Origin of the sequence: Paenibacillus sp. KN14-4R (assembly GCF_052180255.1) — a bacterium.
Lineage (GTDB): Bacteria > Bacillota > Bacilli > Paenibacillales > NBRC-103111 > Paenibacillus_AM.
In genome coordinates, this window is record NZ_CP197466.1 from 3365857 (window position 1) to 3390567 (window position 24711).

General features: G+C 45.2%; 22 protein-coding genes and 1 riboswitch. Of the genes, 2 read left to right on the forward strand and 20 right to left on the reverse strand.

The features are described 5' to 3' along the window. Positions 1-4: 4 nt before the first annotated feature. From ACSBOP_RS16465 to ACSBOP_RS16545, 17 genes are all read right to left on the reverse strand, one after another. Positions 5-1621 carry a cobyric acid synthase gene (locus tag ACSBOP_RS16465; RefSeq protein WP_442601609.1) on the reverse strand — a complete coding sequence of 539 codons (1617 nt, stop codon included), beginning with the start codon at positions 1619-1621 and terminating at the stop codon, positions 5-7. Then, positions 1618-2706, reverse strand: coding sequence for a threonine-phosphate decarboxylase CobD (gene cobD / locus ACSBOP_RS16470; RefSeq protein WP_442601610.1), 1089 nt, complete (start codon positions 2704-2706; stop codon positions 1618-1620). Before cobD ends, ACSBOP_RS16465 begins: the two co-directional genes overlap by 4 nt. Positions 2707-2721: 15 nt before the next feature. Further along, positions 2722-3528, reverse strand: a complete 807-nt coding sequence (gene cobS / locus ACSBOP_RS16475) for an adenosylcobinamide-GDP ribazoletransferase (protein ID WP_442601611.1) — start codon at positions 3526-3528, stop codon at positions 2722-2724. Next, positions 3513-4490 (reverse strand): adenosylcobinamide-phosphate synthase CbiB, encoded by a 978-nt coding sequence (gene cbiB / locus ACSBOP_RS16480; RefSeq protein WP_442601612.1) that lies wholly within the window; start codon positions 4488-4490, stop codon positions 3513-3515. Before cbiB ends, cobS begins: the two co-directional genes overlap by 16 nt. A gap of 35 nt (positions 4491-4525) precedes the next feature. Next, a complete protein-coding gene (gene cobU / locus ACSBOP_RS16485; RefSeq protein ID WP_442601613.1) occupies positions 4526-5122 on the reverse strand; it encodes a bifunctional adenosylcobinamide kinase/adenosylcobinamide-phosphate guanylyltransferase in 597 nt (198 codons plus the stop codon). Positions 5123-5166: 44 nt separating this feature from the next. After that, complete coding sequence (gene cobT / locus ACSBOP_RS16490) at positions 5167-6219, reverse strand: nicotinate-nucleotide--dimethylbenzimidazole phosphoribosyltransferase (protein ID WP_442601614.1); 1053 nt, start codon at positions 6217-6219, stop codon at positions 5167-5169. Between the two features lie 40 nt (positions 6220-6259). After that, positions 6260-7042, reverse strand: a complete 783-nt coding sequence (locus tag ACSBOP_RS16495) for an ABC transporter ATP-binding protein (RefSeq protein ID WP_442601615.1) — start codon at positions 7040-7042, stop codon at positions 6260-6262. A gap of 10 nt (positions 7043-7052) precedes the next feature. Continuing rightward, positions 7053-8084: a FecCD family ABC transporter permease gene (locus ACSBOP_RS16500; RefSeq protein WP_442601616.1), complete on the reverse strand. Its 1032-nt coding sequence runs from the start codon at positions 8082-8084 to the stop codon at positions 7053-7055. A 3-nt stretch (positions 8085-8087) separates the two neighbouring features. Next, positions 8088-9092, reverse strand: coding sequence for a helical backbone metal receptor (locus ACSBOP_RS16505; protein WP_442601617.1), 1005 nt, complete (start codon positions 9090-9092; stop codon positions 8088-8090). Positions 9093-9275: 183 nt separating this feature from the next. After that, a riboswitch (cobalamin riboswitch) is annotated at positions 9276-9491 on the reverse strand. Positions 9492-9931: 440 nt separating this feature from the next. Next, positions 9932-10195 carry an aspartyl-phosphate phosphatase Spo0E family protein gene (locus ACSBOP_RS16510; protein ID WP_442601618.1) on the reverse strand — a complete coding sequence of 88 codons (264 nt, stop codon included), beginning with the start codon at positions 10193-10195 and terminating at the stop codon, positions 9932-9934. Between the two features lie 100 nt (positions 10196-10295). Next, positions 10296-11483 carry an aminotransferase class I/II-fold pyridoxal phosphate-dependent enzyme gene (locus tag ACSBOP_RS16515; RefSeq protein WP_442601619.1) on the reverse strand — a complete coding sequence of 396 codons (1188 nt, stop codon included), beginning with the start codon at positions 11481-11483 and terminating at the stop codon, positions 10296-10298. Between the two features lie 19 nt (positions 11484-11502). Next, a complete protein-coding gene (locus tag ACSBOP_RS16520; protein ID WP_442604504.1) occupies positions 11503-11994 on the reverse strand; it encodes an Lrp/AsnC family transcriptional regulator in 492 nt (163 codons plus the stop codon). A 172-nt stretch (positions 11995-12166) separates the two neighbouring features. Beyond that, a complete protein-coding gene (gene cysK, locus ACSBOP_RS16525; protein ID WP_442601620.1) occupies positions 12167-13090 on the reverse strand; it encodes a cysteine synthase A in 924 nt (307 codons plus the stop codon). A 39-nt stretch (positions 13091-13129) separates the two neighbouring features. After that, a complete protein-coding gene (locus ACSBOP_RS16530; protein WP_442601621.1) occupies positions 13130-14242 on the reverse strand; it encodes a YeiH family protein in 1113 nt (370 codons plus the stop codon). Between the two features lie 185 nt (positions 14243-14427). Further along, entirely contained in the window at positions 14428-14943 is a 516-nt protein-coding gene (locus ACSBOP_RS16535; RefSeq protein WP_442601622.1) for a hypothetical protein, read from the reverse strand. A 144-nt stretch (positions 14944-15087) separates the two neighbouring features. Continuing rightward, positions 15088-15489 carry a DUF350 domain-containing protein gene (locus ACSBOP_RS16540; RefSeq protein WP_442604505.1) on the reverse strand — a complete coding sequence of 134 codons (402 nt, stop codon included), beginning with the start codon at positions 15487-15489 and terminating at the stop codon, positions 15088-15090. A 39-nt stretch (positions 15490-15528) separates the two neighbouring features. After that, the gene (locus ACSBOP_RS16545; protein WP_442604506.1) at positions 15529-17895 is read right to left on the reverse strand and encodes an endonuclease MutS2; all 2367 of its coding nucleotides are present in this window, start codon (positions 17893-17895) and stop codon (positions 15529-15531) included. Between the two features lie 176 nt (positions 17896-18071). Between ACSBOP_RS16545 and ACSBOP_RS16550 the strand changes: the two genes are divergently transcribed. Both ACSBOP_RS16550 and ACSBOP_RS16555 read left to right on the forward strand, forming a co-directional pair. Continuing rightward, entirely contained in the window at positions 18072-18452 is a 381-nt protein-coding gene (locus ACSBOP_RS16550) for a phage holin family protein (protein ID WP_442601623.1), read from the forward strand. Positions 18453-18618: 166 nt separating this feature from the next. Beyond that, a complete protein-coding gene (locus ACSBOP_RS16555) occupies positions 18619-18990 on the forward strand; it encodes a cytochrome C oxidase subunit II (protein WP_442601624.1) in 372 nt (123 codons plus the stop codon). A gap of 77 nt (positions 18991-19067) precedes the next feature. On the opposite strand, the gene zapA is transcribed toward ACSBOP_RS16555, so the two are convergent. From zapA to pheS, 3 genes are all read right to left on the reverse strand, one after another. Beyond that, positions 19068-21053 (reverse strand): cell division protein ZapA, encoded by a 1986-nt coding sequence (zapA, locus tag ACSBOP_RS16560; protein WP_442601625.1) that lies wholly within the window; start codon positions 21051-21053, stop codon positions 19068-19070. A gap of 116 nt (positions 21054-21169) precedes the next feature. Next, complete coding sequence (pheT, locus tag ACSBOP_RS16565; protein WP_442601626.1) at positions 21170-23617, reverse strand: phenylalanine--tRNA ligase subunit beta; 2448 nt, start codon at positions 23615-23617, stop codon at positions 21170-21172. 20 nt (positions 23618-23637) lie between these two features. Next, the gene (pheS, locus tag ACSBOP_RS16570) at positions 23638-24672 is read right to left on the reverse strand and encodes a phenylalanine--tRNA ligase subunit alpha (RefSeq protein WP_442601627.1); all 1035 of its coding nucleotides are present in this window, start codon (positions 24670-24672) and stop codon (positions 23638-23640) included. Positions 24673-24711: the final 39 nt, after the last annotated feature.

A 24711-nucleotide genomic window follows, 5' to 3' on the forward strand; every position in this document is an offset into this window, starting at 1 on the left:
CGTTTCACATGATTGATTTTAAGCCCATCATCTCATAAATTCGAGTGAGGTCCAAATGTTTTCTAACATGGTCAGCAAGCCGATCAAATGCCGCTTCACGATTCTCTTGAAAACGCAAATTCGCTTCGAGTGGCTTTAAGCCTTTGCTGGCACGAATCGTATTGATCCAATTGCGTCTAAAATCATCATTATGCAGAATGCCATGAATATAGGTCCCGAAAATTCGACCATCGTGTAAGGCGGCGCCATCTTGAACCTCCGCACTTATTGCAAAAGGTCGATCCACAGCTTGTTCATAATCCGTACGCCCCATATGAATCTCATAACCAACGATTGGGGTTAGCACCGAGGTTGCTGAAGGAGATAGGGCCGAGCTGGCTGCAAATAATTTTGTTTCTCCACTCACACGGACAGTACGCTTCTCCCCTGCGAAAGTTGTTATTACTGGTAAGATTCCAAGACCTGCGAGCTCAGTATGCATAGACTCCACTTGTTTCGGATCTAGCAGCCTGTTCCCTAGCATTTGGTAACCACCGCAAATCCCTACAACGAATCCAGACTCTTTCTCCGCATACTGAACAATCCGTTCTGCTAGCCCCGTTTCTCGCAGATAGATCAAATCTTCCGACGTATTTTTACTTCCTGGCAAAATAACTGCGTCTGGATTGCCCCATTCGCTAACGTGCGTCATATAGCGCACTTCCAAATCTTTTTCCTCAAATAAAGGGTCCATATCTGTAAAATTCGAAATACGTGGGAAACGAATAATGGCAATATCTAGTCGTTCACTTTCGTTATCAACTGTAGTTGATGAAGATTTCTTTATCACTTGACGCTTTGAATCTAGTGACGCCGAATCTTCATCCTCAATACCGAGCATCGGCAAGTAAGGAATCACACCTAACACAGGCTTGCCCGTACGTTCTTCCAACCAATCCAAGCCCGGCTGCAGCAAAGAAACATCCCCACGGAACTTATTAATAATAAAACCACCAACACGTGCGCGTTCCTCTGGCTCCAAGATCTCCATCGTCCCTACAATCGACGCAAATACCCCTCCACGATCAATATCAGCAACGAGCACGACAGGAGCATCACCCCATTTGGCTGCATTCATGTTAACGATGTCACGAGACTTCAAGTTAATCTCAGCAGGACTGCCCGCCCCTTCCATCACAACGACCTCATAGTTCTTACGTAACCGATTGAGTGCATCCTTCACAATTTTTTCAGCAGTCGGCAAATACGATTCTCGATACGCACGCGCTTCTAAATCTGCATAAGGAACCCCATGAACAACAACTTGGGAAGTCATATCGCCTTTCGGTTTAAGCAGGATTGGATTCATATCGGTCGTTGCTGCAATGCGGCAAGCATCTGCCTGCACGCCCTGTGCTCTGCCAATTTCTTTGCCATCTGGTGTTACGTAAGAATTATTGGACATGTTTTGCGATTTAAAAGGAGCCGTCCGCCATCCATCTTGGGCAAAAATACGGCATAACGCTGCTGTCACAATACTTTTCCCTACATCAGATGCGGTACCCAATACCATGAGGGTTTGGCCATTTTGCTCGTTGCTATGATCATGACTTGATTGATCCGTGCAATCTTTACTGCTCATGAATGGTGCCCCTCCTTCATGATTTGCGTAAGCCCTGCAATCAATCTTTCATTGTCCTCCCGCAAACGAATTGCAACACGACAATAGCGATTATCCAACCCAGAGAAAAGGGAAGCATCTCGTACGAGAATACCTAGCTGACCTAGTCTGTTCTGAGCTATTTTCACATTCATTTCTTCCGATTGCTTAAAGGCAAACAAAATAAAATTCGTATCACTCGGTACAACTTGAAGTCCCAAACCTGTTAGTGACTGGGTGAGCCACTGCCTTTCTTCCTGCAACCACTTGTGAGTACGATCTGCAAAATCCGTATCTTGCAGCACGGCTGTCCCAATTTCTTGCGCTAGAAAGTTTACACTCCACGGGATTTTATGCTGCTTTATTGTATGAATGTGGTCGGGATGCGCAACAAGAAAACCGAGTCGGATACCGGGTATCGAATAAAATTTAGTCATGGATCGAATGACGAATACATTCCGATTGATAGCTGCCTGACGGATACGACTTATTTCCTTTTCATTAGGCAAAAAATCCACAAATGCCTCGTCCAGAATAAGCGGATGACACGCCGTCGTAATCGTATCAATCACATCACTTGGCACAAGTCTCCCCGTTGGATTATTCGGATGTGCTATAAATAGAGCATCCGTCTGCTGAATCGCAGCCTCCACATCTGCTTGCTGCAGCACAAACCCATCACGCTCACGAAGCGGTATGTCCACAATCTGGCTGCCTGCTTTCTCAGCAGCTTCTTCATATTCACTAAACGATGGACGAGCAATACCTATAACATTGGGCTTCAGCACACGAACTAGTAGATCAATCAGTTCCGCTGCTCCGTTCCCAATTAGAATGCTCGCCTCCGGAATGTCATAATGTTGAGAAATCGTCCGAACAAGCTCCCTACACACGGGATCTGGATAACGAATAACGTCCATCCATTTGTCGCGAACAATGTCACCCACACAAGCTGGAGGACCAAGTGGATTCATATTTGCTGAAAAATCGAGAAACTGCTCCTTACCCAATCCAAACGACTCTGCTGCGGTACGTAGATCTCCACCATGCCCATATCGCTCTAGCATCTCATGTCCTCCTGTCTAGTATTGAAAAACGATTATAGCTGTAAAAAGCCCTGCCACTTCCAGTAATTCGATCAAGGCTCCGTATGTATCGCCCGTGAGTCCACCAAGCTTATGGTTCAAATATGCCGCAATGGCCCACCCGACAATAAGAATTGAAGCCGGAATGACAAGGAATGGATACCAACCATCGTTCATGAACGTGTTGCCCATGATACATAACAACCCCGCACTTAAACAGATTGCAAGTCCAATCGTAAGCCATACATACAAGATGGGTGTTCCTTGAAAATAACTCCCAAGCCCGGATTCTTTTCGAGCATAAGGCCACCCTTTCATCGCTATCGCCATGAAACAGCGGCTCCAACATAAGCTTAGTACAAGTGCAGCACAGGTGATCTCCCAACCTAATGGAAGCAGTGTTGCCAATAGCGCAGCTTTCATCATTAAATGAAGCACACATACGATGACTCCCATTGCACCAACTCGGCTGTCTTTCATAATTTCCAGCATCTGCTCCCGAGGTCTATGGCTTAGAATGCCGTCTGCTGTGTCCATCAATCCATCCAAATGCAGACCCCCTGTAAGGACCGTCCAGATCACAAGAATAATGATGACAAAAGGAAGGAGCGGCAGTACGTCTCTAAGCACAATGCTGCATAAAGTAAGGATGAACGCCACGATGACTCCTACCAAGGGATAAAAAGGAACACTGCGACGAAATACATCATTGTTGTATGGAATTGTAATGGGTAAAGGCAGCCGTGACAAAAATTGAAAGGCAGCAATAACCCCATGCAGCCAACCTTTTAATGAAGCACCCATGCGCATATTAAGCCTCCTATCGTAAGGAAAGTCGCACCATACATCATCTGCACAGCTAACTGAATGTCTGTTAAATTTAGTTCGCGCAGGGGCCAACCCATTCGAGCTCGCTCCTGTGCAATGCCGCCATAAATGTTCAATCCACCAAGTTCAATGCCCAGCGCACCTGCTACTGCAGACTCTGGAATGCCACTGTTCGGACTTGGATGCTTGCTTGCAAATTTAAAAATCGCTTTGAGTGATCGTACAAAAGAACATCTCGGCATAAGAAGTGCTGTCAGAGCTAATAATCCGCCTGTTATACGTGCTGGAACCCAATTCATAACATCGTCCCAACGTGCTGAAGCTCGTCCGAAATACAGATACTTTGCATTGCGATAGCCAACCATAGAATCCATCGTATTGGATACCCGATACAGCATCGCTAGCGGAGCGCCACCAAGTAAGGCATAGATGATCGGAGAAAATACCGCATCCACCGTATTTTCTGCGACCGTCTCAACGACAGCGCGAGATAGTTCACTTTCAGGCAAATCTCCTGTATCTCTACCTACTATGTAACCTGTATATTTACGAGCATCTGCTAAATTCCCATCCCTTAATGGACGCAGCACGAGGTAGGCTGCGTCTTTGAGCCCTTTGACAGCGATCGTGGTCGAGATGAACCAAACACTCACCACATACCCCAACCATTCATGAAGGTAATCCGCCAGAAACCAGATGCCATACATCAAGCTGGTAACGAATAATAGGGTTAGCCCAGTTAACACAAGGCCCCGCAGCAGTTGGGCTCGGGGCTTAAAAGTAACTTGGGGTGGCAGCAGTTTTTTCTCTAGCCATGTGATCCACCGCCCCATCCAGATGACAGGATGCGTCGGCCACTTCGGGTCACCGACCAACAGATCGACGATAATTGCAGCTAATACAATCCCGATAATTTCTTGCCATGTATACAAAAGCATGTGTTTCTTCGCTTCCTTTGTTTGAATGATACAAATTAGTTGCGTAAATCTAAGCTATCAAGCTGAAAGGCAATGCGCTTTAGCTCAATTGGGATACCTGCCGTCACCAGAAATACATCCGAGCAGACTGCTGCGAGCTGCTGATTGAGTCGACCGGCTAGATCACGGAATAGCCGGCCAAGCGGGGACGGTGGCACGACCCCGTCCCCCACTTCGTTCGTGACGAGGATAAGCGGATAAGGGTACGCGGCCACAGCCGCTACCAGATCCGCAATGGCTGCTGTCACGGCAGGGATTACCTCCGGTGAGCCTTCGGCATACCGGAGAAGCGCATTGGACAGCCACAAGGTGAGGCAGTCCACAAGCACCACGACTGCCGCGCCTTGCGGTTCGCCACCGCGCTCAGCTAAGCGGCGCAGGAGCGCTGCCAGCGCGTAGGGCTCTTCCCGTGTCATCCACGGGAAGGAGCCGCTTGCGCGCTGCGCTTGATGCGAGGAGACGCGATCACGCATCTCCTCGTCATAGATTTGGGCTGTCGCAATGTACAGCCCAGAACTACCTAACTTTGCCGCCAATTGCTCGGCAAAGCTGCTTTTGCCACTTCGCGCACCACCCGTTACTAATATCGCCACTGCTTCTCTCCCCCTAATCACGCTCTTCTAGCATCATCATCCTCTTATTCTCCGCGCGACACGCCGGCACTCTCAAAAGTAGCCATCTCCGACATAATCTTTCCTGCCGCATCAATAAGCGAAAATGCTAGCACCGCACCCGTTCCTTCACCCAAACGCATATCCATATGAAGCATCGGTATAATTCCCACTGCTCCAAGCATGAGGGCATGTCCTTGCTCCATCGATTGATGCGATCCAATCATATAACCAATCGAAGCCGGAACAAGCTTACTCGCCACAAGCGCTGCTGCTGAGGAAATAAATCCATCAATAACAACTGGGCATCTGCGGCTAGCAGCTCCAAGGATAACGCCTACAAGACCTGCGATTTCAAGTCCTCCAACTTTCGCTAGCACATCAAGTGGATCGTCTACTTGTGGGGCATTGACTGCGATCGCACGTTTTACAACCTCGATTTTATGAGACAAACGCTCATCATCAATCCCTGTTCCTCTGCCTACTGCTTCTTCAGCCGAAATTCCACCCAACACGCACAATAGCGCAGCACTTGCTGTCGTGTTTCCTATTCCCATCTCACCTGTTGCAAATAAGGAATAGCCCTTATCAACCAGCTCGTCTACAAGTTGAGCACCTACCATTATCGCCTGCTCTGTTTCTTCACGCGTCATTGCTGCACCAACTGCCATATTCGCAGTTCCCATCCGCACCTTTCGCGAGACCAGATCAGGATGTGATAATTCCGCATTCACACCTATATCCACACAGACAACATCTGCCCCTACATGACGTGCAAGAACATTCACGGCAGCACCGCCACTAAGGAAATTCATGACCATTTGCGGCGTTACTTCCTGTGGGAAAGCACTTATCCCTTCTGCACACACCCCATGATCGCCAGCCATAACGATGACCGATTTCTTATGAAAAACAGGCTTTATCTCGCCTGTAATACCTGCTACTTGACGGGCAATGTTCTCAAGCTTACCTAAACTGCCCGGTGGCTTTGTCAGACTATCCAAATGTCTCTGCGCAGCCTCCACTTGTGTCTCATCAATTGGATTGATGTTCATAAGCACTTCCTGTAAATTCTTCATCCGAATACCCACTCATTTCCTATTGGTTATAATGCTATCGCTATTCGCCCATACCCGGTTGCAGTAAAATCTGTGGCAAACCACTGCTTGGATGCGGCAATACGACAGGAACTGTCCCATATACTCGCTGCACAAGCTCAATCGTCAAAATATCATGTGGCGACCCATCCGCAACAATAATGCCATCATGCAGCACAAGCAGTCTTGTACAATATTGGGCTGCCAAATTCAGATCATGCAGTACCGCTACAACGGTCATTCCACACTCATCCTGCCACTTGCGGATATAATCCATCATTTGCAGCTGATAGCCAATATCCAAGAAAGTCGTTGGCTCATCCAACAACAGAATCGAAGGCTCCTGTGCCATTACTTTCCCAAGTGCAACCCGCTGACGCTGCCCGCCACTTAGCGCATCGACCGTGCGTTCACTTAATTCCTGCAATTGCAGTTTCTCTATAATCGTCTCCACCAATTGTACCCCACTGCCCGCTTCCTCTCCAAGCCAATTTTGAAAAGGATACCTGCCCATCTCGACGATTTCACGCACTGTAAAACCAACAGGTGGCAGCGCATCTTGCGACAGCACAGCTAAAAACTGAGCTAATTCTTTGCGAGGATAACTCGTTACTCTTTTATCTCGAATCTTGATTTCACCCGCTTCAAGCGGATCAACTCCCGAAATCAAGCGTAATAACGTCGTCTTCCCACTACCATTCGTTCCAATAATCCCGACAAACTCGCCTTGCTGGATCGTGAAGTTGACATCTCGCAATATCGTCTGCTCACCAAACGATTTTTTCACATGTTCGACCTTGATCATGTTATCCTCCTCACAGCGCACGCTTGCGCTTTTTCAGTAAGTAGGCGAAGAATGGCGCCCCAAGAAATGCAGTCACAACCCCGAGCGGAATCTCCGTTGGACTAAGCGCTGTACGAGCAAGCGTATCTGCAAGTAAGACGTAAATTCCGCCACCAAGAGCAGACAATGGAATGATAAGGCGATAATCTGGACCCACGATCAACCGAATGAGATGCGGAACGATCAACCCTACAAAGCCAATTACTCCTGCAACGGATACAGCTGCAGCAGTTAGAAGCGTCCCAACTGCAAGTACGATATACTTCGTCCGTTCCACCCGCACACCTAAGTAAGCTGCTTGGCGTTCACCAAGTGCGAATAAATTCAAAGATCGGGCATAACCCATTAGAATGATGAATCCGATGAGAAAATAAGGTGCAATAACCATCGTATAAATCCAACCCCGCATCGCAAGTGACCCCATTAACCAGAACAAAATTTCGTTCACAACCTGCTTGGACATTGCGACTAAGAAGGAGACAAAGGCACCTAAGAATGCCTGCATCACGACACCAGATAAAATCAGCGTTTCTTTCTTTAGCTTGCCATCCACTTGTGCAAGCTGTAGAACGAGCCATAGCGAGATTAGTCCTGTAATAAATGCAACCACGGGTACCGTCCATTGTCCCAATATGGCAAACTGCAATCCAAAATAAATAAGCACAGCTGCACCCACCGACGCTCCAGAAGACACGCCTAATGTATATGGATCAGCGAGCGGATTGCGCAGCACCCCTTGAAACGCTGCACCTGCAACAGATAGTGCCGCCCCTACAAAAATACCAAGTATCACCCGAGGCAGCCGAACGTTCATCATAATTTGCTCCGATGAAGCATCCCAACTCGCAGTCATGCCATCGCCTATATATGGGAGCTTGCTAATGAACATTCTCATAATATCAATGGGTGAAATATAGGTCGTACCGATCATAACCGATACCAGAATGGAAAGAAGGAGGAGCAGTCCCCCTGCGCCTCCCCATAACAATAGTTTTCTTTTCATCTATTATTTTACCAAATCTGGATAAATGGCTTTCGCAATCTCAAGCAAAGCATCTGTCAAGCGCGGACCTGGACGAGAAATCATATCGTTGTCGACCCCGAACATTTGCTTTTTCGCAACTGCATCCATTTGGCTCCAGCCTTTACGTTCACTAATGATAGATTCCAACGTTTTCTTCGTTTTATCGTCAACAAGACCTTTTGCGAACAAGATCACATTCGGATTCTTCGAAATAATAAGCTCTTCGTCAACTTTGCTCCAGCCTTTTACGCCTGCTTCGGAAGCAACGTTAATCGCACCTGCAGTTTGAATCATTTCATCTAAGAATTCGCCACTCCCTACTGTCCAACCTGGTGAGAACTCTAGATATACTTTTTTCTTCGCATCTGCTTTTACGCCTTTCACAGCATCCGTTACTTTTTGGCGGTCCTGTTTCATTTTGTTCACGACTTTTTCAGCTTGTTCTTGTTTATCTGTAATTTGACCGTATAGCAAAATGTTGTTCATGACATCATCGAGTGTTTTCGGCTCTACTTTGAACATTTTTACGCCAACATTGCGCAACTCTTCAACGGTTGGTGCTTTCATGGAGATGCCTGTGAATACCACATCCGCCTTTGTGCCAATTACTGCTTCAACAGTTGGCTTCGTAATGCTGCCCATCTTCGGCTTCGATTTTGCCTCTTCAGGGTACGTATCGTAATCGGATACCCCAACAATTTTATCTCCTAATCCAAGTGCAAACAATGCTTCCGTTTCAGCAGGTGATACGGATACAATGCGCTCTGGCGCTTTTTCAAAAGTAACTTCTTTGCCTGTTGCATCCTTAACCGTAAGCGGGTAAGTTGTTTTCTTCGCCGTTGGTGTTTGTGTTGCCGGTGCTGCCGTTGCTGGAGATGTTGCAGCAGGACTTGGGCTTGCGCTCTTATCTCCGCACCCCGATACTGCAATTACCGCAGCTAAAGCAAGTACGCCTAATGTTGACTTCTTCCATGCATTTCTGACCATTTCATATCTCTCCCTTTGTTCCCATTTGAAGGAGAAGCTTGAGTTCTCTTTACCTTTTCTACACGAAAACCCCTCTGCTTCCAAATACGAAACAGAGGGGACGATAAATACGGATCAAAGTCGCATTGCAAATATAGCTTGCAATACTTCCGTTTTTAGCGCGATCCTCTCCTCGAAGGATTTCGTTAGCCGAGTCAATAGGCAGGTTTCCTGACTTCCCAGTCTACATAATCGCTTTTCTTCGCCTTCCCCTCTTTTTTTATAAAAAGAGAGTGGCATCTTGAAGATCAGCTCCCAGGTTACAGTGGCGGGACCGTGCCGGAATTAAACCGGCTTCCCTTTTAACCTTGAGTTGAAGTATATCCTTCACTCCAAGGCACCCATTGGCTAAGGTATTCAATTGTATTGTATATACGACATCGTTCAAGCTTACCTCTACTTGAGAATTATATGCAACGCGAAGGGCTTTTACAATACATATATGAAAAAATGAGAGGAAGGGCTGAGGGAGGAGAAGCCTTTTTACCCTTCTTGGGGGCGGTTTGTCTAAGTCCTTCCACTTGCTGTTGAACTTGTATTCCCTTGATTCGGTTAGAGGGTAGGAATACAAGTTCAAAGGCAAGCCGCTCCGCTTTCCAGGACTTAGACAAACCTTTGCATCTCAAGGTGCAGAGCAAGAGACGGAGGCTTAGCGGTGTTCTGGAGAGCGAAGCGGTGATCCTTTGGAATCGTGTTCCAACCTTCCTAACCTAATCCAAGGAACACGATTTCAACAGAGCACGGAAGAATACGGCTAACACACAGTCTCCTCCACCACACACAAATAAAACCCGCTCCTACTAGGAACGGGTTTCTTTATTCATATATTCAATGATTTTTAAATCTAATTGCATACTTGTTTCAATCACTTCGCATGACGTCATTTCAAGGCCTTCTTGAACGAGCTTTTCAAGTTTCCGACGCAGCTTATGAATCTGATCTTCTAGTTCCTGTTGGGTGGTTGTGTGAATGGTTTTTTTGAACAACCAACGTTTCTTTGAATCTGCATCGCGAACAAAATTATAACCCGACGACTGTGAAAGTTGATATTCTAAAAATGCCATCTACGTTCCCTCCGAACTTTCTTTTCTATCATTTTCTTACAAATTATTTAATTTCATATTACCATTTATTAGTGGGTTTGAAAACTAGCTGCACTATATTTCACAAATTTGTAAGAAACTTCCCGATTCTATCAATTGCCTCATTCAGCTGACTAACCGATGTCGCGTACGAGCAGCGGATGAAGCCTTCGCCACCATTTCCAAACACATCGCCCGGTACAGCCGCGACTCTGCCTTCAAGCAAGAGACGTTGTGCAAAATCATTGGATGTAAGACCTGTCGACGCAACGGATGGAAATGCATAAAAAGCACCCTGCGGTTCATGGCAAGCAAGTCCCATTTCACGGAAGCCGTTGACGACCAAGCGACGACGCTGATTATAAGATTCGACCATTTTATCTTTCTCTTCCATTCCATTACGAAGTGCTTCTAGAGCAGCAACTTGACCCATGATTGGGGCACACATAACGGTATATTGATGAATTTTGAGCATCGCCGCAATCAGTTCCGGGTGACCACATGCATACCCCATTCTCCAGCCTGTCATTGCAAATGCTTTAGAGAACCCGGATACAAGAATGGTACGATCTTTCATTCCTGGCATTTCAGCAAAAGAAACATGCTTCTGTCCATACGTGAGTTCTGCATAAATTTCATCTGAAATCACGATGAGGTCATTTTCCTCAACAATTTTTGCAATGGGCTCCCAATCCTCACGCGTCATGATGCCGCCTGTTGGATTACTTGGATAACACAAAATAAGCACTTTTGAGCGAGGGGTAATTGCGGCTTTTAGTGCTTCTGGCGTCAGTTTAAATTCGTCTTTTGCGAAAGTTTCAATTCCAACTGACTTCGCTCCGCTAATCGTCGTAATTGGTGAATATGAAATATAGCAAGGCTCTGGAACTAAGATCTCGTCACCTGGCTCAATTAAAGCACGCAGTGCCAAATCGATCGCCTCTGAACCGCCTACTGTAACTATAATCTCGTTGGAAGGCTCATAATAGACATGAAATTGACGATGCAAATATGCCGCAATTTCCTCCCGCAGCTCAAGTAAACCAGCATTAGGCGTATAATACGTCATACCACGCTCAAGAGCGTATACACAGGATTCCCGCACATGCCACGGGGTTACAAAGTCAGGTTCACCTACACCAAGTGAAATAATATCTTTTGAACCTGCTGCTAAATCAAAAAATTTACGAATCCCTGATGGTGGAATGTCTCGAACAAGCGGAGACAGGTAATCGCTCATCGCTTTCGTCTTGGATACGGTTTGATCCATGTTCATTTTCCACCTTTCCCTATGGAGTTATAAGCATGCGGTGATCATCTTCTTTATCCTCGAAAATGATGCCGTTTTGTTTATATTTTTTTAAAATAAAATGCGTCTTGGTTGATAATACGCGATCAATTGGAGATAGTTTATTGGAAACAAATGATGCTACTTCATTCAAGGTACGTCCTTCAATTTCGACTAGCAGATCATAAGCACCTGACATGAGATAAACCGATTTTACTTCTGGAAATAAATAAATGCGCTCAGCAATTGAATCGAATCCATGCCCGCGCTCAGGTGTAATTTGAACTTCGATCAAGGCAGTTACCTTGTCCTTGTCCACTTTGCCCCAGTTAATCACTGATGCATATTTAACGATAACTTTATCATGCTCCAGCTCACGAACGGCTTGCGTAACCTGTGCCACAGGTACATCCAACATGGTCGAGATGACCTCGGAGCTATGTCTAGCATCTTCTTTCAAAATATCCAGAATCTTGTGTTTTAAATCTTCCATCATTGTTCCTCCTCGTACACGCATACAGTAGCCAAAAATATTTAACTTCAATCCTGTTTAGATGTTTTTATTATCTTACAACGGTTACTCTTTCGATTCAACAAAAGCTTTTGGAAGCGCTTTATATAGCAAAAGCCCCGCTCAAGGCGGGGCTTCAAACACCTGCATGGACTTAAAATACGTCCATGCTTAAGTACCGCTCGCCCGTATCAGGGGCGATGCAAAGCACGCGCTTGCCAGCACCAAGCGCGCGGGCTACTCGCAGGGCGGTCCACACGGACGCGCCTGCGGAAGGGCCGACGAGGATGCCCTCTTGACTCGCAAGCCTGCGAGTCGTCTCCAGCGCATCCTCATCGGCTACTTGCACGACCTCGTCGTAGACGGTCGTGTTCAAGATCGTCGGCACGAAGCCCGGGCTCGTGCCAACAAGCTTATGCGGCCCCGGCTGGCCGCCTGATAATACCGGTGAACCTAGCGGTTCGACAACATAAACCAACACACCTGGAATCTGTGCCTTCAACGTTTCGCCAGTGCCTGTTATCGTTCCGCCTGTCCCAGCTGTCGCCACAAAAGCATCTAACCGTCCATCCATCTGCTTGATGATCTCCACAGCTGTCGTGCTGCGATGAATATCTGGATTAGCCGGATTTTCAAATTGCTGTGGAATGAAGCTGTGTGGAATAGACTTGCTCAACTCAATCGCCTTGCGAATCGCTCCAGGCATCCGCTCGGCTGCCGGCGTTAAGACAACTTCTGCACCATATGCACGCAGCAAGTTAATCCGCTCACGCGTCATGTTATCTGGCATAACTAGGATTGCACGATATCCCTTGGCAGCTGCACTCATCGCAAGTCCAATTCCCGTATTCCCACTCGTCGGTTCAATAATAGTAGCTCCTGGCGAAAGTAAGCCAGCACGTTCAGCTTGTACGATCATATTGTAAGCAGCACGATCTTTTACCGAACCACTAGGATTGAAATATTCCAGCTTTACATACACCTCAGCATCTTGCTCGCCAACCAACCGATTCAGACGAACTGCAGGGGTATTACCGATAAGTTCTGTAATGGAACCGTACATTTTACAAGTTGACATAAAAGATGATCACTCCCATTCGTTATCTTTGATAATAATTTATCGAACCGCCATCCAGTAACCAAATAACGCAAGGATAACAGATCCAATAAACACCGACACAGGCACTCTCCAACCTGCTTTACGAAGTGCTTGCAGTGGAACGCCTAAGCCTAAACCTGCCATACCCATTCCCATTAAAAAATAAGAAGCACTGATGAGCATTGCAATGCCGCCCTCACTTAACCAACCAAGGGAACGTATGCCACTTACCGCGGCAAAACCGACGATAAACCACGGAATAGGTAGATTACGCACAATCCCCCACACGCTGCGACTATTTTGCTTCAATTCATCCTTCTGCTCTCGACTTCGCTTCAGTCTAATACCTTGAACAATCGTAATAAGAAGAACAACAGGTACAAGCAGCAGCACACGTGAAAGCTTGGTTACAACTGCCATATCTAACGCCTCTGAGCCAAAGGGTTGAGCGGATGCCACCACATGAGCGACTTCATGCAAGGTTGAGCCTGCAAATAAGCCGAATTGCATCGCATCTAATCCCAATACAGGTTGTAGTAAGGTATACATCACTGTAAACAACGTACCCATTAACGCAATCATCACGACCCCAACAGCAACATCTTCTTCCTTCGATTTCAACTGAGGCGCAACGGCAGCAATCGCTGCAGCTCCACAAACCCCAGTTCCAATTGAGGTCAGCAAGGCTAGCGGTGCCTGAACACGTAACAATCGGCTGACGATAAATACAGCAAGGATTCCCGTACAAACCGCTCCTGCTGCTGGTAAAAATACCTTCGCTCCAGCATGCCATAAATCGACAACGTCTAATCTAGCACCTAGTAAAATAATACCCGCGCGAAGCACATATTTAGAAGCAAAGCCAGTACCTATTCGCAATCTCTCATTTACTCCGATTGTTGCCCGCCAGCTAATCCCGAGTACAATGGCAGTAACCATCGGCCCTACAATGGTTACATAAGGGATCTTAGCTAAATATGTTGCAGCAATCGTCAATAAAACAGCAAGGGATAATCCACTCGCACAATTCTTTGCCCATGACCAGAATTGTTCCAAACGTGTATTCGCCTTGCCGCTGCTCTCTTTTACAGTTCCATGATTCGGTTCATTTATTTTTAATTGGAGTCCCATCTTATTACTTCCTCTCTGATGACTTATGACCTAGTAAAAGTCCCTTAAACCTATTGTAAGTCCTCGCTCAATGGATTGGAAATCCGACTATTTGATATGCTTCATAAGGAAACCTTATAAATAGATGACGCAAAAAAAGCCAATTTCGTGCCGGCTCACCCCAACAAGAAATTGGCTTTCCTCTACTATTTTTGTTCTTTTTTCAAAGTTAAACGATCAATCATCGTCTTGCGGTCCTGCTCACTAAGCAAGTGTTCCACTCGGAAGCAAGAAGGACACACATATACATGATACTCAAAAGGGCCGCTTAAGAATGGAACACCTAGCGCTTGAGGGACTACAGGTGTAAAATGCTTGTTTTTCACATTTTGCGTCCCAGCAAACAACATAAGCTCACGGCAAGCTGCGCAATCTGGCGCTTCTAACTGCGTATCCATACATTGATTAACCATTTCTCTATATGCATCTTCACTCTCTGGCTCATCATCCCACAGGTCATCATTGCTCAATTGCTTGCCAACATCAGAAGCTGGTTCTTCGTCCTCAACCTCATTATCTCCATCGGAAACAGCAATTTTCAGACTGCGATAATCGCTCAATTCATTGAAACAATGTGGGCATTCTTCTTCAGGTCCGATCTCCGGGTCCCATACAATCTCTGTTTGACACCATGGACAAAATGTATTTTCGTTCTCTTCCATTTCGTAAACAACTCCTCTGTTCTATCATGATCCGATTAAGGCTATTTCATAACATAATAAATACCAACTATCATAAATATAGCTGCTAGCGCAAATAAAGATCCCCATAAATACTTCATGCTACTTCTCTCCTATCTTACCATTCTAAGATACAGATACGCACGCTCCAATTACAAAAGAGACCGAGACAGAGAGTATCATAGATAAGAATCCTACCGCACGATTATCTCTCTGAATTTCATCATCTATCTTAAAATAAGGAGTCAAAAATTCAAAAATAAAATAACAAGCCAGCAATAATACAAAACCAAAGCAAGACCATACAATCGACTTCCCGAATGTATCATGATTCTGAATCGCATATCGAATAATATTGCAAATCCCAAAAATTTTACCTCCTGTTGCCATTGCAACGGAGACATTCCCCTTCTTGATTTCTTCCCAATCGTTATATTTGGTCACGACCTCAAATATCGTCAAGAACACAACAAGTAATATAACGGTTACTGAAAAGAAACCGATGGTCGATAAATAGCGGTTTTCCATCCAAATATTGATGTTATCCACGACACTTACCCTACCTTCCTATTGTAATTCAACGACAGTCACACCCGTGCCGCCTTCATTGTAGTTACCGATTCTAAACGATTTTACACGTCTATGACGACGTAAATAATCTTGGATACCCGTACGAAGTATGCCTGTCCCTTTACCATGAATGAGATAAACTTGTGATAAGTTCGACATAATCGATTCATCTAGGAAACGGTCTGCCTCTACTAAGCCTTCTTCCACGTTCATTCCACGCATATCGAGTTCCATGCGTACATTCTCATCCCGTGAACGTTTAATGCTTGCGGCTGGAACATGTGCGCGCTTTTGCTGAGCAGCTTGTGTGGCTACAAGCTCAAGATCAGATTTCGCTACTTTAAGTTTCATTAATCCAAGCTGTACGAACACTTCTGTTTTGGATACAATCTCAACAACATGTCCTTTTTGACCTAGATGGATGACACGAACTTCATCTCCAGCAGCAATCTCAGCCGATTTAGCTGCTGATCTTGTCGGACGTTTCTTTTCACGTAATTGCGGACTTGCTTGATCTAGTCTACGTTTAGCATCAATAAGCTTGTGATCTTTGATCTGTCCGGCTTCTTCCCGAGCCATTCTTCGAAGTTCACTAATGACCTCATCTGCCTCGCGTCTAGCTTTCCCAACAGCTTCTGCTGCTTCACGTTCAGCCTTCTCCAGCATCTTATCGCGCTGCTGTTCGAATTTATCCTGTTGAGCCTCAAGCTCCTTCTTCATCTTCTCGACTTCACGACGCAATTCTTCCGCGCTTTGACGCTCCTCTTCAGCGATTAAGCGGTTCTCCTCTAAGGAAGCGATCATGGATTCAATATGTTGATCCTCTTCACCCACATGTCCGCGGGCTTGGTCAATAATGCTGCGTGCAAGTCCAAGACGCTCTGCAATAGCAAACGCGTTACTGCGACCTGGTACACCAACAAGCAAGCGGTACGTTGGAGATAGAGTTGCAATATCAAATTCCATGGACGCATTGATAACCCCGTTGCGCTCAAATGCATAAGCTTTTAATTCACTATAATGCGTTGTCGCAATAATACGACAGCCCATTCGGTGAATATAATCTAGGAGTGATATTGCCAAAGCAGAGCCTTCTGCAGGATCTGTACCTGCCCCTAATTCATCGAAGAGAACAAGGCTTTTCGGTGTCATATCACGTAAGATCGAGATAATATTCGTCATATGGGAGGAGAATGTACTTAAATTCTGTTCAATACTTTGCTCGTCCCCAATATCAGCATATATCCCATCAAACACACATAATTCAGAGCCTTCCTCGGCAGGGACAAACAAGCCTGACATCGCCATTAATGAGAGCAAGCCCACTGTTTTGAGTGAGACTGTCTTTCCTCCCGTATTGGGTCCGGTCACGATAATGGACGTAAAATTACTGCCAAGCTCTAAGTCGAGCGGTACAACAATATCAGCCGCGATAAGCGGATGACGCCCTTTTTTCAATTTAATATAGCCTCGATCATTTAATACGGGAAGCGTCGCTTTGAGTGAGCGTGAAAGGCCTGCTTTTGCAAAAATAAAATCAAGCTGCGCAATAATTCCAACATCCGATAATAACAGCTCTGCTACATCCGCTACATCTGAAGTGAGCATGGACAAAATACGTTCGACTTCAGCCTCTTCTTTAAGCTTTAATTCCCGAATTTTATTATTTAAAGTCACAACCGCTTCCGGTTCGATGAAGAGTGTTGCACCAGATGCCGACTGATCATGAACCATGCCGCCAAAATGACTACGATACTCCGCTTTTACCGGAATAACATAACGATCATTACGAATCGTAACAAGGATATCCTGCAGCATTTTTTGTGTAGAGGAGTTGCGAATCATATCCTCTAAGCGCTCACGTACACGCGCCTCGCTGCTTTTAAGTTCACTGCGGATTTTGGCAAGGGCCATACTTGCACTATCTACAACGTAAGCATTATCGTCGATACAGCTCTTAATCCGATCTTCAAGACCTTTTTGGTCGGTTATTAATTCGATCATTCCAGCAATGAGCTCAATTGGGAACTCTTCATGCACGGTCATTAAAAATCGTTTTAATCTCCGTCCACCATAAATGGTGTTCGCTATTTCCAGCAGCTCTGTACTCCCCAGCATACTGCCGATTCTTGCTCGATGTATACTCGGTTCAATATCACGTATACCTCCAAATGGTACACTTCCCTTTAGCCTTTCAACATCAACGGCTTCACTTGTCGCTTTTAGGCGACGCGTTACCTCTACAAAGTCACCACTTGGGAGCATTGCAAGTACGGTACGCTTTCCAAGTGACGTTTGGGCATGATTTTCTAATTTATGGATAATTTTCTGATATTCAAGTGTTTTTAAAACTTTCCCCTTCAAAACTTTCACTGTCCTCTCGTTCACAATATCATTATTATACCCAAGGAACGCATAAGATGCGAACCCACATCTTACTCCTTTAGGCATGGTGATAATTCCCTTCGTACTTTCATAAAAACAGGACACATTATGTAGTATTACGCATCTTGATAATACGCTAAGGAGGTCATAAATCAATGAGTTTTTTAGGAACTATCGTCCGCTTTGTTGTATCTGCTTTTGTTCTTCTTTTCGTTTCCTGGATCGTCAAAGGATTCGTAGTCGGCGGCTTTATGAGTGCGCTTATATTAGCACTTGCTATCGCCGTTATTGCTTTCATCATTGAAAGTATCTTTGGTAATCGAATAACTCCTTTTGGCCGGGGAGTCGTTGGCTTCTTGACAAGTGCTGTCATCATCTGGATCGCACAATTCATCGTACCCGGTGTAACCACAACTGTGCTTGGAGCCATATTATCTGCTTTGGTGATCGGCTTGATCGACTTGTTTATCCCAATGAAAACCCCGTTTGAAGTGGGTGACCAATGGTCAGGTAAAAATAAGGAACCTCATAAGTAAGTGTACTCCCCCCCATTCGTAGCCACTGCATCCGATCACACTTGATCGGTGTAGTGGCTTTTTTCTTATTCATGCTGCAGTTTCACTTGATCGACATACCACAAATGATTGGAACATGATAAAATACATAATAGTTAAATAAGTATAAAACAGGGGGGACTATCAGTTGAAAAAAATATTTGCTTTACTCGTTGGAGTTGCAATGCTTATTTCTTTAACAGCATGCGGTGGAGAAAGTGGATCGAATACATTCGCAGAAACCCAGGAGACAGCTAAACAAGAAGTGAAGATCGTGGCTACCAACTTCCAATTCGATCAACCTGAATATCACGTAAAAAAAGGTGAAGCTTTCACTTTGACTTTAGATAGCAAAGAAGGTATTCACGGTATACGTCTTGAAGGATTGGATGCAAGCTTATCCAAAATGAATAACACCAAGACAATCGTTGCCAATAAAGCAGGTACGTACAGCATTATTTGTAATGTTTCTTGTGGCACTGGACACTCAAAAATGAATGCAAAATTAATTGTAGAGTAGTCATACAACCTTCGGTAACAAATAAGACCGCTAACTCCCTAACATAGCTAGGTTGTTAGCGGTCTTTCTATGGGTTTCTATGGCTTTGAATTCCCATCCTGGGATACAACGAGCTCTATCCACTCATTATACTCCGTTTGCAGTTTCGAATACTCATCCTTGAGCTTTTCGTAATCCTGTTTTACCTGCTCAAACTCTTGATTATCCTCTTTACTTGCACTGGCTTGATTATAAGATGCCCTCAAACTTTCACGAAGCGTTTCAATCTCTTCATCCTTTTGCATCGATTGTCGAAGAACTTTATCGAAAGCTCTTTGCTGATCATTTAGTCGCTTATCAATCACAGTAAATTCAGCAGCAGCTTGCCCCGACACTTGGACTAACGCTTCAAGCTGTGTACATGCTGCATCGCGTTGTTCTGTGATCTTATGTACATGTTGGCGCTCTACATCTAATTGGGTCAATGCTTGGTCTAGTAAACGCTGAGCAGTCTGTGCCGAAATTTGCAAAACTTCCTGCTCTTGAATTATGACGTCGCGCTCTTGTTGTAAAGCATCATGTTGATCTTGTAATTGTACGAGCTTAGCTTGATGGCCCTCATACTTATTCTTAAGATCCGCTATATCGCCAAGTAATTCAGCCTGAATAGCTTCATCTTCTTCACGAACATTTATTAGCTCAGATTGATGCTGCTCCCCTGCTTGCATAAGCTCCAAACGATGCTGTTCACGCAGCTTGCGAACGGTGCCTTCCTGCTGGTCACGTTGGTGTCGAATAGCGACTTCGTGGTCTTGTTTAAGCTTCTGTATTTCCTTTTCATGTTGACTATTAAGATCTGCTTCCACCTGGATGTGGTTATCCCACTGCTCCTGCAATACACGAACTTGCTCTTCATCCGCTTTGCGTTTGGCTTGGATTGATTCAAGCATTTGAGCATGATTAGACTGCAATTCTGCTAATTCTGCAGCGTGACGCACCTCTTGATCCAGCAAAGCAACTTCTTGATTGGATTGCTGTTCTTCCAATACGGCTATTCGGCTCGCTTTCTCCTCTTCCAGAGCAGCTTCGTATTGGAACTTCAGGTCTTCTAAGGCAGACTCATAAGTTGTTTTTTGCTCTTGCAAAGCAGTGGAATGTTCGTCACGTAACTGAAGAATAAACGATAGATGATCTTCTTCAAGCATTTTCATCATCGTATCGTTGTCTTCCTTCACCTGAAGCAAGTTAACTTGAAGTTCATCTTTCAAAGCTTGCAATACAGAATGATGCTTATCTTCGACTTCTACAAGCTGCGCCGCTAGCTCAGCTTGCTGCTGTTTCAAGATCGATTGTTTCTCTTGCTCAGCTTGAAGAACAACCGCATGTTCCTCACGCAGCTTCCGTAATGCAGCATCCCTTTTTTCTTGTTCTTGTGCGAATGCACGGCTATGCTCATCTTGAGCTTGTTTGAGCGAATTTTCTGCCGCAGCTTGTCGCTCCTCAACTTTAAGTAAATCTGCTTCATGCTGTTTGCGTTCGGACTGCAACTGTGTTTCAAAATCAGCTAACTTGCTGTTGAACTGCGACTCGAGCTTCCCACGCTCAGACTTCACGGCTGCATCCCTAACTTCATTCATCTTGCTAAGGGAAGCATCACGTTCTTCTGTCAGCTTCAAAATAGTAGTATCTCGCTCTTCTTGCAGCTGTTTAAGCTCCGCTTCAAATCGCACTTGCTGCTTCGCAAATTGATCTTCCTGATTCGCTTTTATTTCGTCATATTCTTGTTGGAGTGTATTCAATTGCGCCTGCAATTGTTCACCTTGCTGCTGACTTAATGTCTTCGCTCTTTGCAGCGGCTCAATCTCCGAAGCTAAACGGAAATTTTGATCCACTACATGAACAGCGGTGAGAACCGCTATGCGCTGTCCATCGAGACGACTGTTATTCGAAGCAATGTGCTGCATCTGATCATTGACTTCTGCAGCAATTCTTTTTACATAACTAGGACTTGTGTTTCCATCTGCTGTAATCTTGTACTGACTTCCATATATGTCAACTGTAATTCGTGTCCGATCTTCGCTCACAGTATCATCCTCCCCCTACATAAGAAAAAAAGGCTAGTCGTATCAACCAACATTTCGATACGCCCAGCCTCATTTCCTGCTGCTGAAGTTCTTTTCTAATAATTACCTATACAAAATTATTTTCGAAGTTCAGCACCAAATGTTTCTTGCAATACTTCGACTACTTTTCCATGGACTGCAGTCACTTCTTCATCTTGCAAAGTACGCTCTGGGTGACGATATACAAGAGCCAATGCAACGCTCTTCTTCCCTTCGCCCAAGCGTTCGCCTGTATAAATATCGAACACACGAATCGATTCAAGCAATTCGCCAGCTGTCTCACGTGCTTGCTGTTCCATTAAACCAACTGGTACTTGCTGATCCACAACTAGTGCCATGTCACGGCCCATTGCTGGGTAACGCGGAAGCATAGAATAAGCAATTGTGAAATCAGCCATTTCGATTAGCGGCTCTACTTCAACCTCAAGAACATACGTATCTTCCAGATCTTTTTGATTCTGAAGGGATGGGTGCAATTGTCCCATACGACCGATTACACGTTTCGTTTGTTCCTTATCTACTACTGAAATTGCAGCAGTACGACCTGGGTGGAACCCTTCTGGCTGTGCAGCTTCGAACTGAACACCTGTAATCCCAAGGTAAGAGATCACACGCTCGAATACACCTTTCAAATCATAGAAATCAACTTTAGCCGGTTTTTGCATCCAGTGATCAGCATGACGTTTACCTGTCATAACAACAGCTAACATTAACTTCTCTTGAGGTAATGAAGTTAGCTCCGACTCATCCGTAACGAATACTTTACCCATTTCGAATAGAGACAAGTCATCATTGTTACGATTACGGTTATAAACGACTGTATCAAGCAAATTCGGTAATAATGACGTACGAAGCGTTGATCGATCTTCACTCATCGGCATTGCAAGCGGAATATGTTTAGCCGCTGGGTACATTCCAGGAAGTTGTACGTTCTGGTCTGGATGTGCAAGTGAGTATGTGATCACTTCATCTACACCGCTTTGTGTCAAAATGTTACGCATCGTGCGACGAATTTGCTGCTCACGTGTAAGTGAACCTGGTGTAGTCACACCCGACATCAATGTAGTTGGGATGTTGTCATAACCATAAAGACGCGCCACTTCCTCGATCAAATCAACATCACGTGTGATGTCGCCACGGCGGCTTGGTACATGCACGAGGATCGACTCGTTACTTGTTTCATCATAGGAGAAATGCAAACGTCCCATAATTTCTGTTACTTGAGCAAGTGTTAATTCCGTTCCCAAGTATCCATTTACTTTACTTAATGGAAGCTCAATGGATACGGGTTTATGCTCCGTTGTGCGTGCCTCAGCGATTCCTTCGGCAGCATTTCCGCCTGCAAGCTGTGCGATTAACGCAGTTGCACGATTCAAGGCCGGAATAACGGCTTCTGGATTCACTTCTTTTTCAAAACGTAGACTTGCTTCCGAACGCAAGCCAAGCTGACGAGATGTGCGGCGAACAGAACTGCCCGAGAATTTAGCGGATTCCAGTAAAATGCGTGTTGTGCCACTGGATACTTCGCTATTTGCGCCACCCATTACACCTGCAAGCGCAATCGGCTTCTCAATATCTGCAATCAGCAGCATATGCGGTTCTAATTCACGTTCTACATCATCAAGTGTCACAAGCTTCTCACCTGGTTGAGCCAAGCGAACATCAATACGATCACCTGCGATCTTATCCGCATCAAATGCGTGTAGAGGTTGACCGTATTCAAGCATGACATAGTTCGTAATATCTACGATTGTATTGATTGGACGGACACCAGCAGCCATCAAGCGATTTTGCAGCCAAAGCGGAGAGGTTGTTACCTGAACACCTTCGATTAGGCGAGCTGTGTAGTGTGAGCATAGCTCATCTGAACCAATCGTTACTGCAACTTTCTCAGCCGTTTTTACATGACTTGAACAAGCTGCACCCTCAGAACGAGGAAGTTTCACTTCACGACCGATAATTGCCGCTATTTCATAAGCTGCTCCAAGCATACTTAGGCAATCTGAACGATTCGGTGTAAGATCAAGTTCAAGCACCTTATCATCAATAGCAAGTACATCTAGAATGGATGCACCGACTTCTGTATACTCAGGTAATACAAGGATGCCTTCTTGTTGCTCTTTAGGAAGCATCTTCTCGTTCAAACCAAGCTCTTTCGCCGAGCAGATCATACCTTGTGACTCCACGCCGCGCAGCTTGGCACGCTTGATTTTGAAATCGCCAGGCAATACAGCACCCACAACCGCTACAGGTACTTTTTGTCCGGCATCCACGTTTTTAGCACCACAGACGATTTGTAGATCTTCTCCTTGGCCAACATCTAGCGTACATACACTAAGTTTATCTGCATCTGGATGCTTCTCTCTCGTTTTGACATAACCAACAACGACACCTGTCACACCTTGATTGCGATTTTCTACAACATCGACTTCAACACCAGAGCGTGTAAGCTTCTCCGCAAGTTCTTCTGCCGTATATCCACTAACGTCCACATACTCCGACAACCATTTATATGATACTTTCATGCTTCTACTCCTCCCCGATCCTATAGATGTACGAACTGCTTCAAGAAACGCAGATCATTCGTATAAAAATGACGGATGTCCTCGATGCCATATTTCAACATCGCAATACGCTCTACACCCATACCAAATGCAAAACCGCTATATTCTTTCGGGTCATAACCCGCCATCTCAAGTACACGTGGGTGAACCATACCGGAACCCAAAATTTCTAACCAACCCGTTTGCTTACATACGCGGCAGCCTTCACCCTTACACATGCAGCATGTCACATCAACTTCAGCACTTGGCTCTGTGAATGGGAAGAAGCTCGGACGCAGGCGAATTTCAGTATGTTCACCGAACATTTCACGTACGAATTGAAGTAGTGTACCTTTCAAGTCGCTCATCCGAATGTTACGGTCAATTACAAGACCTTCAATTTGCGTGAACTGATGGGAGTGCGTTGCATCGTCATCATCACGGCGATATACGCGACCTGGACAAATAATTTTGACAGGAACCTCACCTTGAAGCTTCTCCATTGTGCGAACTTGAACCGGTGATGTGTGTGTACGAAGCAGTACTTCATCTGTAATGTAGAATGAATCCTGCATATCACGAGCAGGGTGATCCTTCGGTAAGTTCAACGCTTCAAAGTTGTAGTAGTCACGCTCAACCTCTGGACCCTCAGCAACTGTATAGCCCATTCCAATGAAGATATCCTCAATTTCTTGAATCACTTTATTCAGTGGATGAACCGCACCTTGTGTGGACGGTCTGCCTTGCAATGTAACGTCAAGCGTCTCCGCTTGTAGTCGACCTTCTGTCTCTAAACGCTCGAAGTACTCGGATTTCTCAGCGATAATCGCTGCAATCGCTTCACGGACTTCATTGGCTACTTGACCAATAATCGGACGCTCCTCCGCACTTAAGCTCCCCATACCACGCAAAATTTCGGTAAGTGGACCCTTTTTCCCTAAATACTTCACCCTTAGATCATTCAATTCTTGAGGGGTTACTACTTCCGATAAAAGTTCTAATGCAGCTACTTTTAACGCCTCTAAACGTTCCTTCATACAATTCCCTCCTCTAAAAATACACCTCTATATCACACA

Excerpts from the sequence above, each read along its gene's own strand:
- ACSBOP_RS16465 (WP_442601609.1), bottom strand. The coding sequence starts at position 1,621 with ATGAGCAGTAAAGATTGCACGGATCAATCAAGTCATGATCATAGCAAC.
- cobD (WP_442601610.1), bottom strand. The coding sequence starts at position 2,706 with ATGCTAGAGCGATATGGGCATGGTGGAGATCTACGTACCGCAGCAGAG.
- cobS (WP_442601611.1), bottom strand. The coding sequence starts at position 3,528 with ATGGGTGCTTCATTAAAAGGTTGGCTGCATGGGGTTATTGCTGCCTTT.
- cbiB (WP_442601612.1), bottom strand. The coding sequence starts at position 4,490 with ATGCTTTTGTATACATGGCAAGAAATTATCGGGATTGTATTAGCTGCA.
- cobT (WP_442601614.1), bottom strand. The coding sequence starts at position 6,219 with ATGAAGAATTTACAGGAAGTGCTTATGAACATCAATCCAATTGATGAG.
- ACSBOP_RS16495 (WP_442601615.1), bottom strand. The coding sequence starts at position 7,042 with ATGATCAAGGTCGAACATGTGAAAAAATCGTTTGGTGAGCAGACGATA.
- ACSBOP_RS16500 (WP_442601616.1), bottom strand. The coding sequence starts at position 8,084 with ATGAAAAGAAAACTATTGTTATGGGGAGGCGCAGGGGGACTGCTCCTC.
- ACSBOP_RS16505 (WP_442601617.1), bottom strand. The coding sequence starts at position 9,092 with ATGGTCAGAAATGCATGGAAGAAGTCAACATTAGGCGTACTTGCTTTA.
- ACSBOP_RS16510 (WP_442601618.1), bottom strand. The coding sequence starts at position 10,195 with ATGGCATTTTTAGAATATCAACTTTCACAGTCGTCGGGTTATAATTTT.
- ACSBOP_RS16515 (WP_442601619.1), bottom strand. The coding sequence starts at position 11,483 with ATGGATCAAACCGTATCCAAGACGAAAGCGATGAGCGATTACCTGTCT.
- ACSBOP_RS16520 (WP_442604504.1), bottom strand. The coding sequence starts at position 11,994 with ATGGAAGATTTAAAACACAAGATTCTGGATATTTTGAAAGAAGATGCT.
- cysK (WP_442601620.1), bottom strand. The coding sequence starts at position 13,090 with ATGTCAACTTGTAAAATGTACGGTTCCATTACAGAACTTATCGGTAAT.
- ACSBOP_RS16530 (WP_442601621.1), bottom strand. The coding sequence starts at position 14,242 with ATGGGACTCCAATTAAAAATAAATGAACCGAATCATGGAACTGTAAAA.
- ACSBOP_RS16535 (WP_442601622.1), bottom strand. The coding sequence starts at position 14,943 with ATGGAAGAGAACGAAAATACATTTTGTCCATGGTGTCAAACAGAGATT.
- ACSBOP_RS16540 (WP_442604505.1), bottom strand. The coding sequence starts at position 15,489 with ATGGAAAACCGCTATTTATCGACCATCGGTTTCTTTTCAGTAACCGTT.
- ACSBOP_RS16550 (WP_442601623.1), top strand. The coding sequence starts at position 18,072 with ATGAGTTTTTTAGGAACTATCGTCCGCTTTGTTGTATCTGCTTTTGTT.
- pheT (WP_442601626.1), bottom strand. The coding sequence starts at position 23,617 with ATGAAAGTATCATATAAATGGTTGTCGGAGTATGTGGACGTTAGTGGA.
- pheS (WP_442601627.1), bottom strand. The coding sequence starts at position 24,672 with ATGAAGGAACGTTTAGAGGCGTTAAAAGTAGCTGCATTAGAACTTTTA.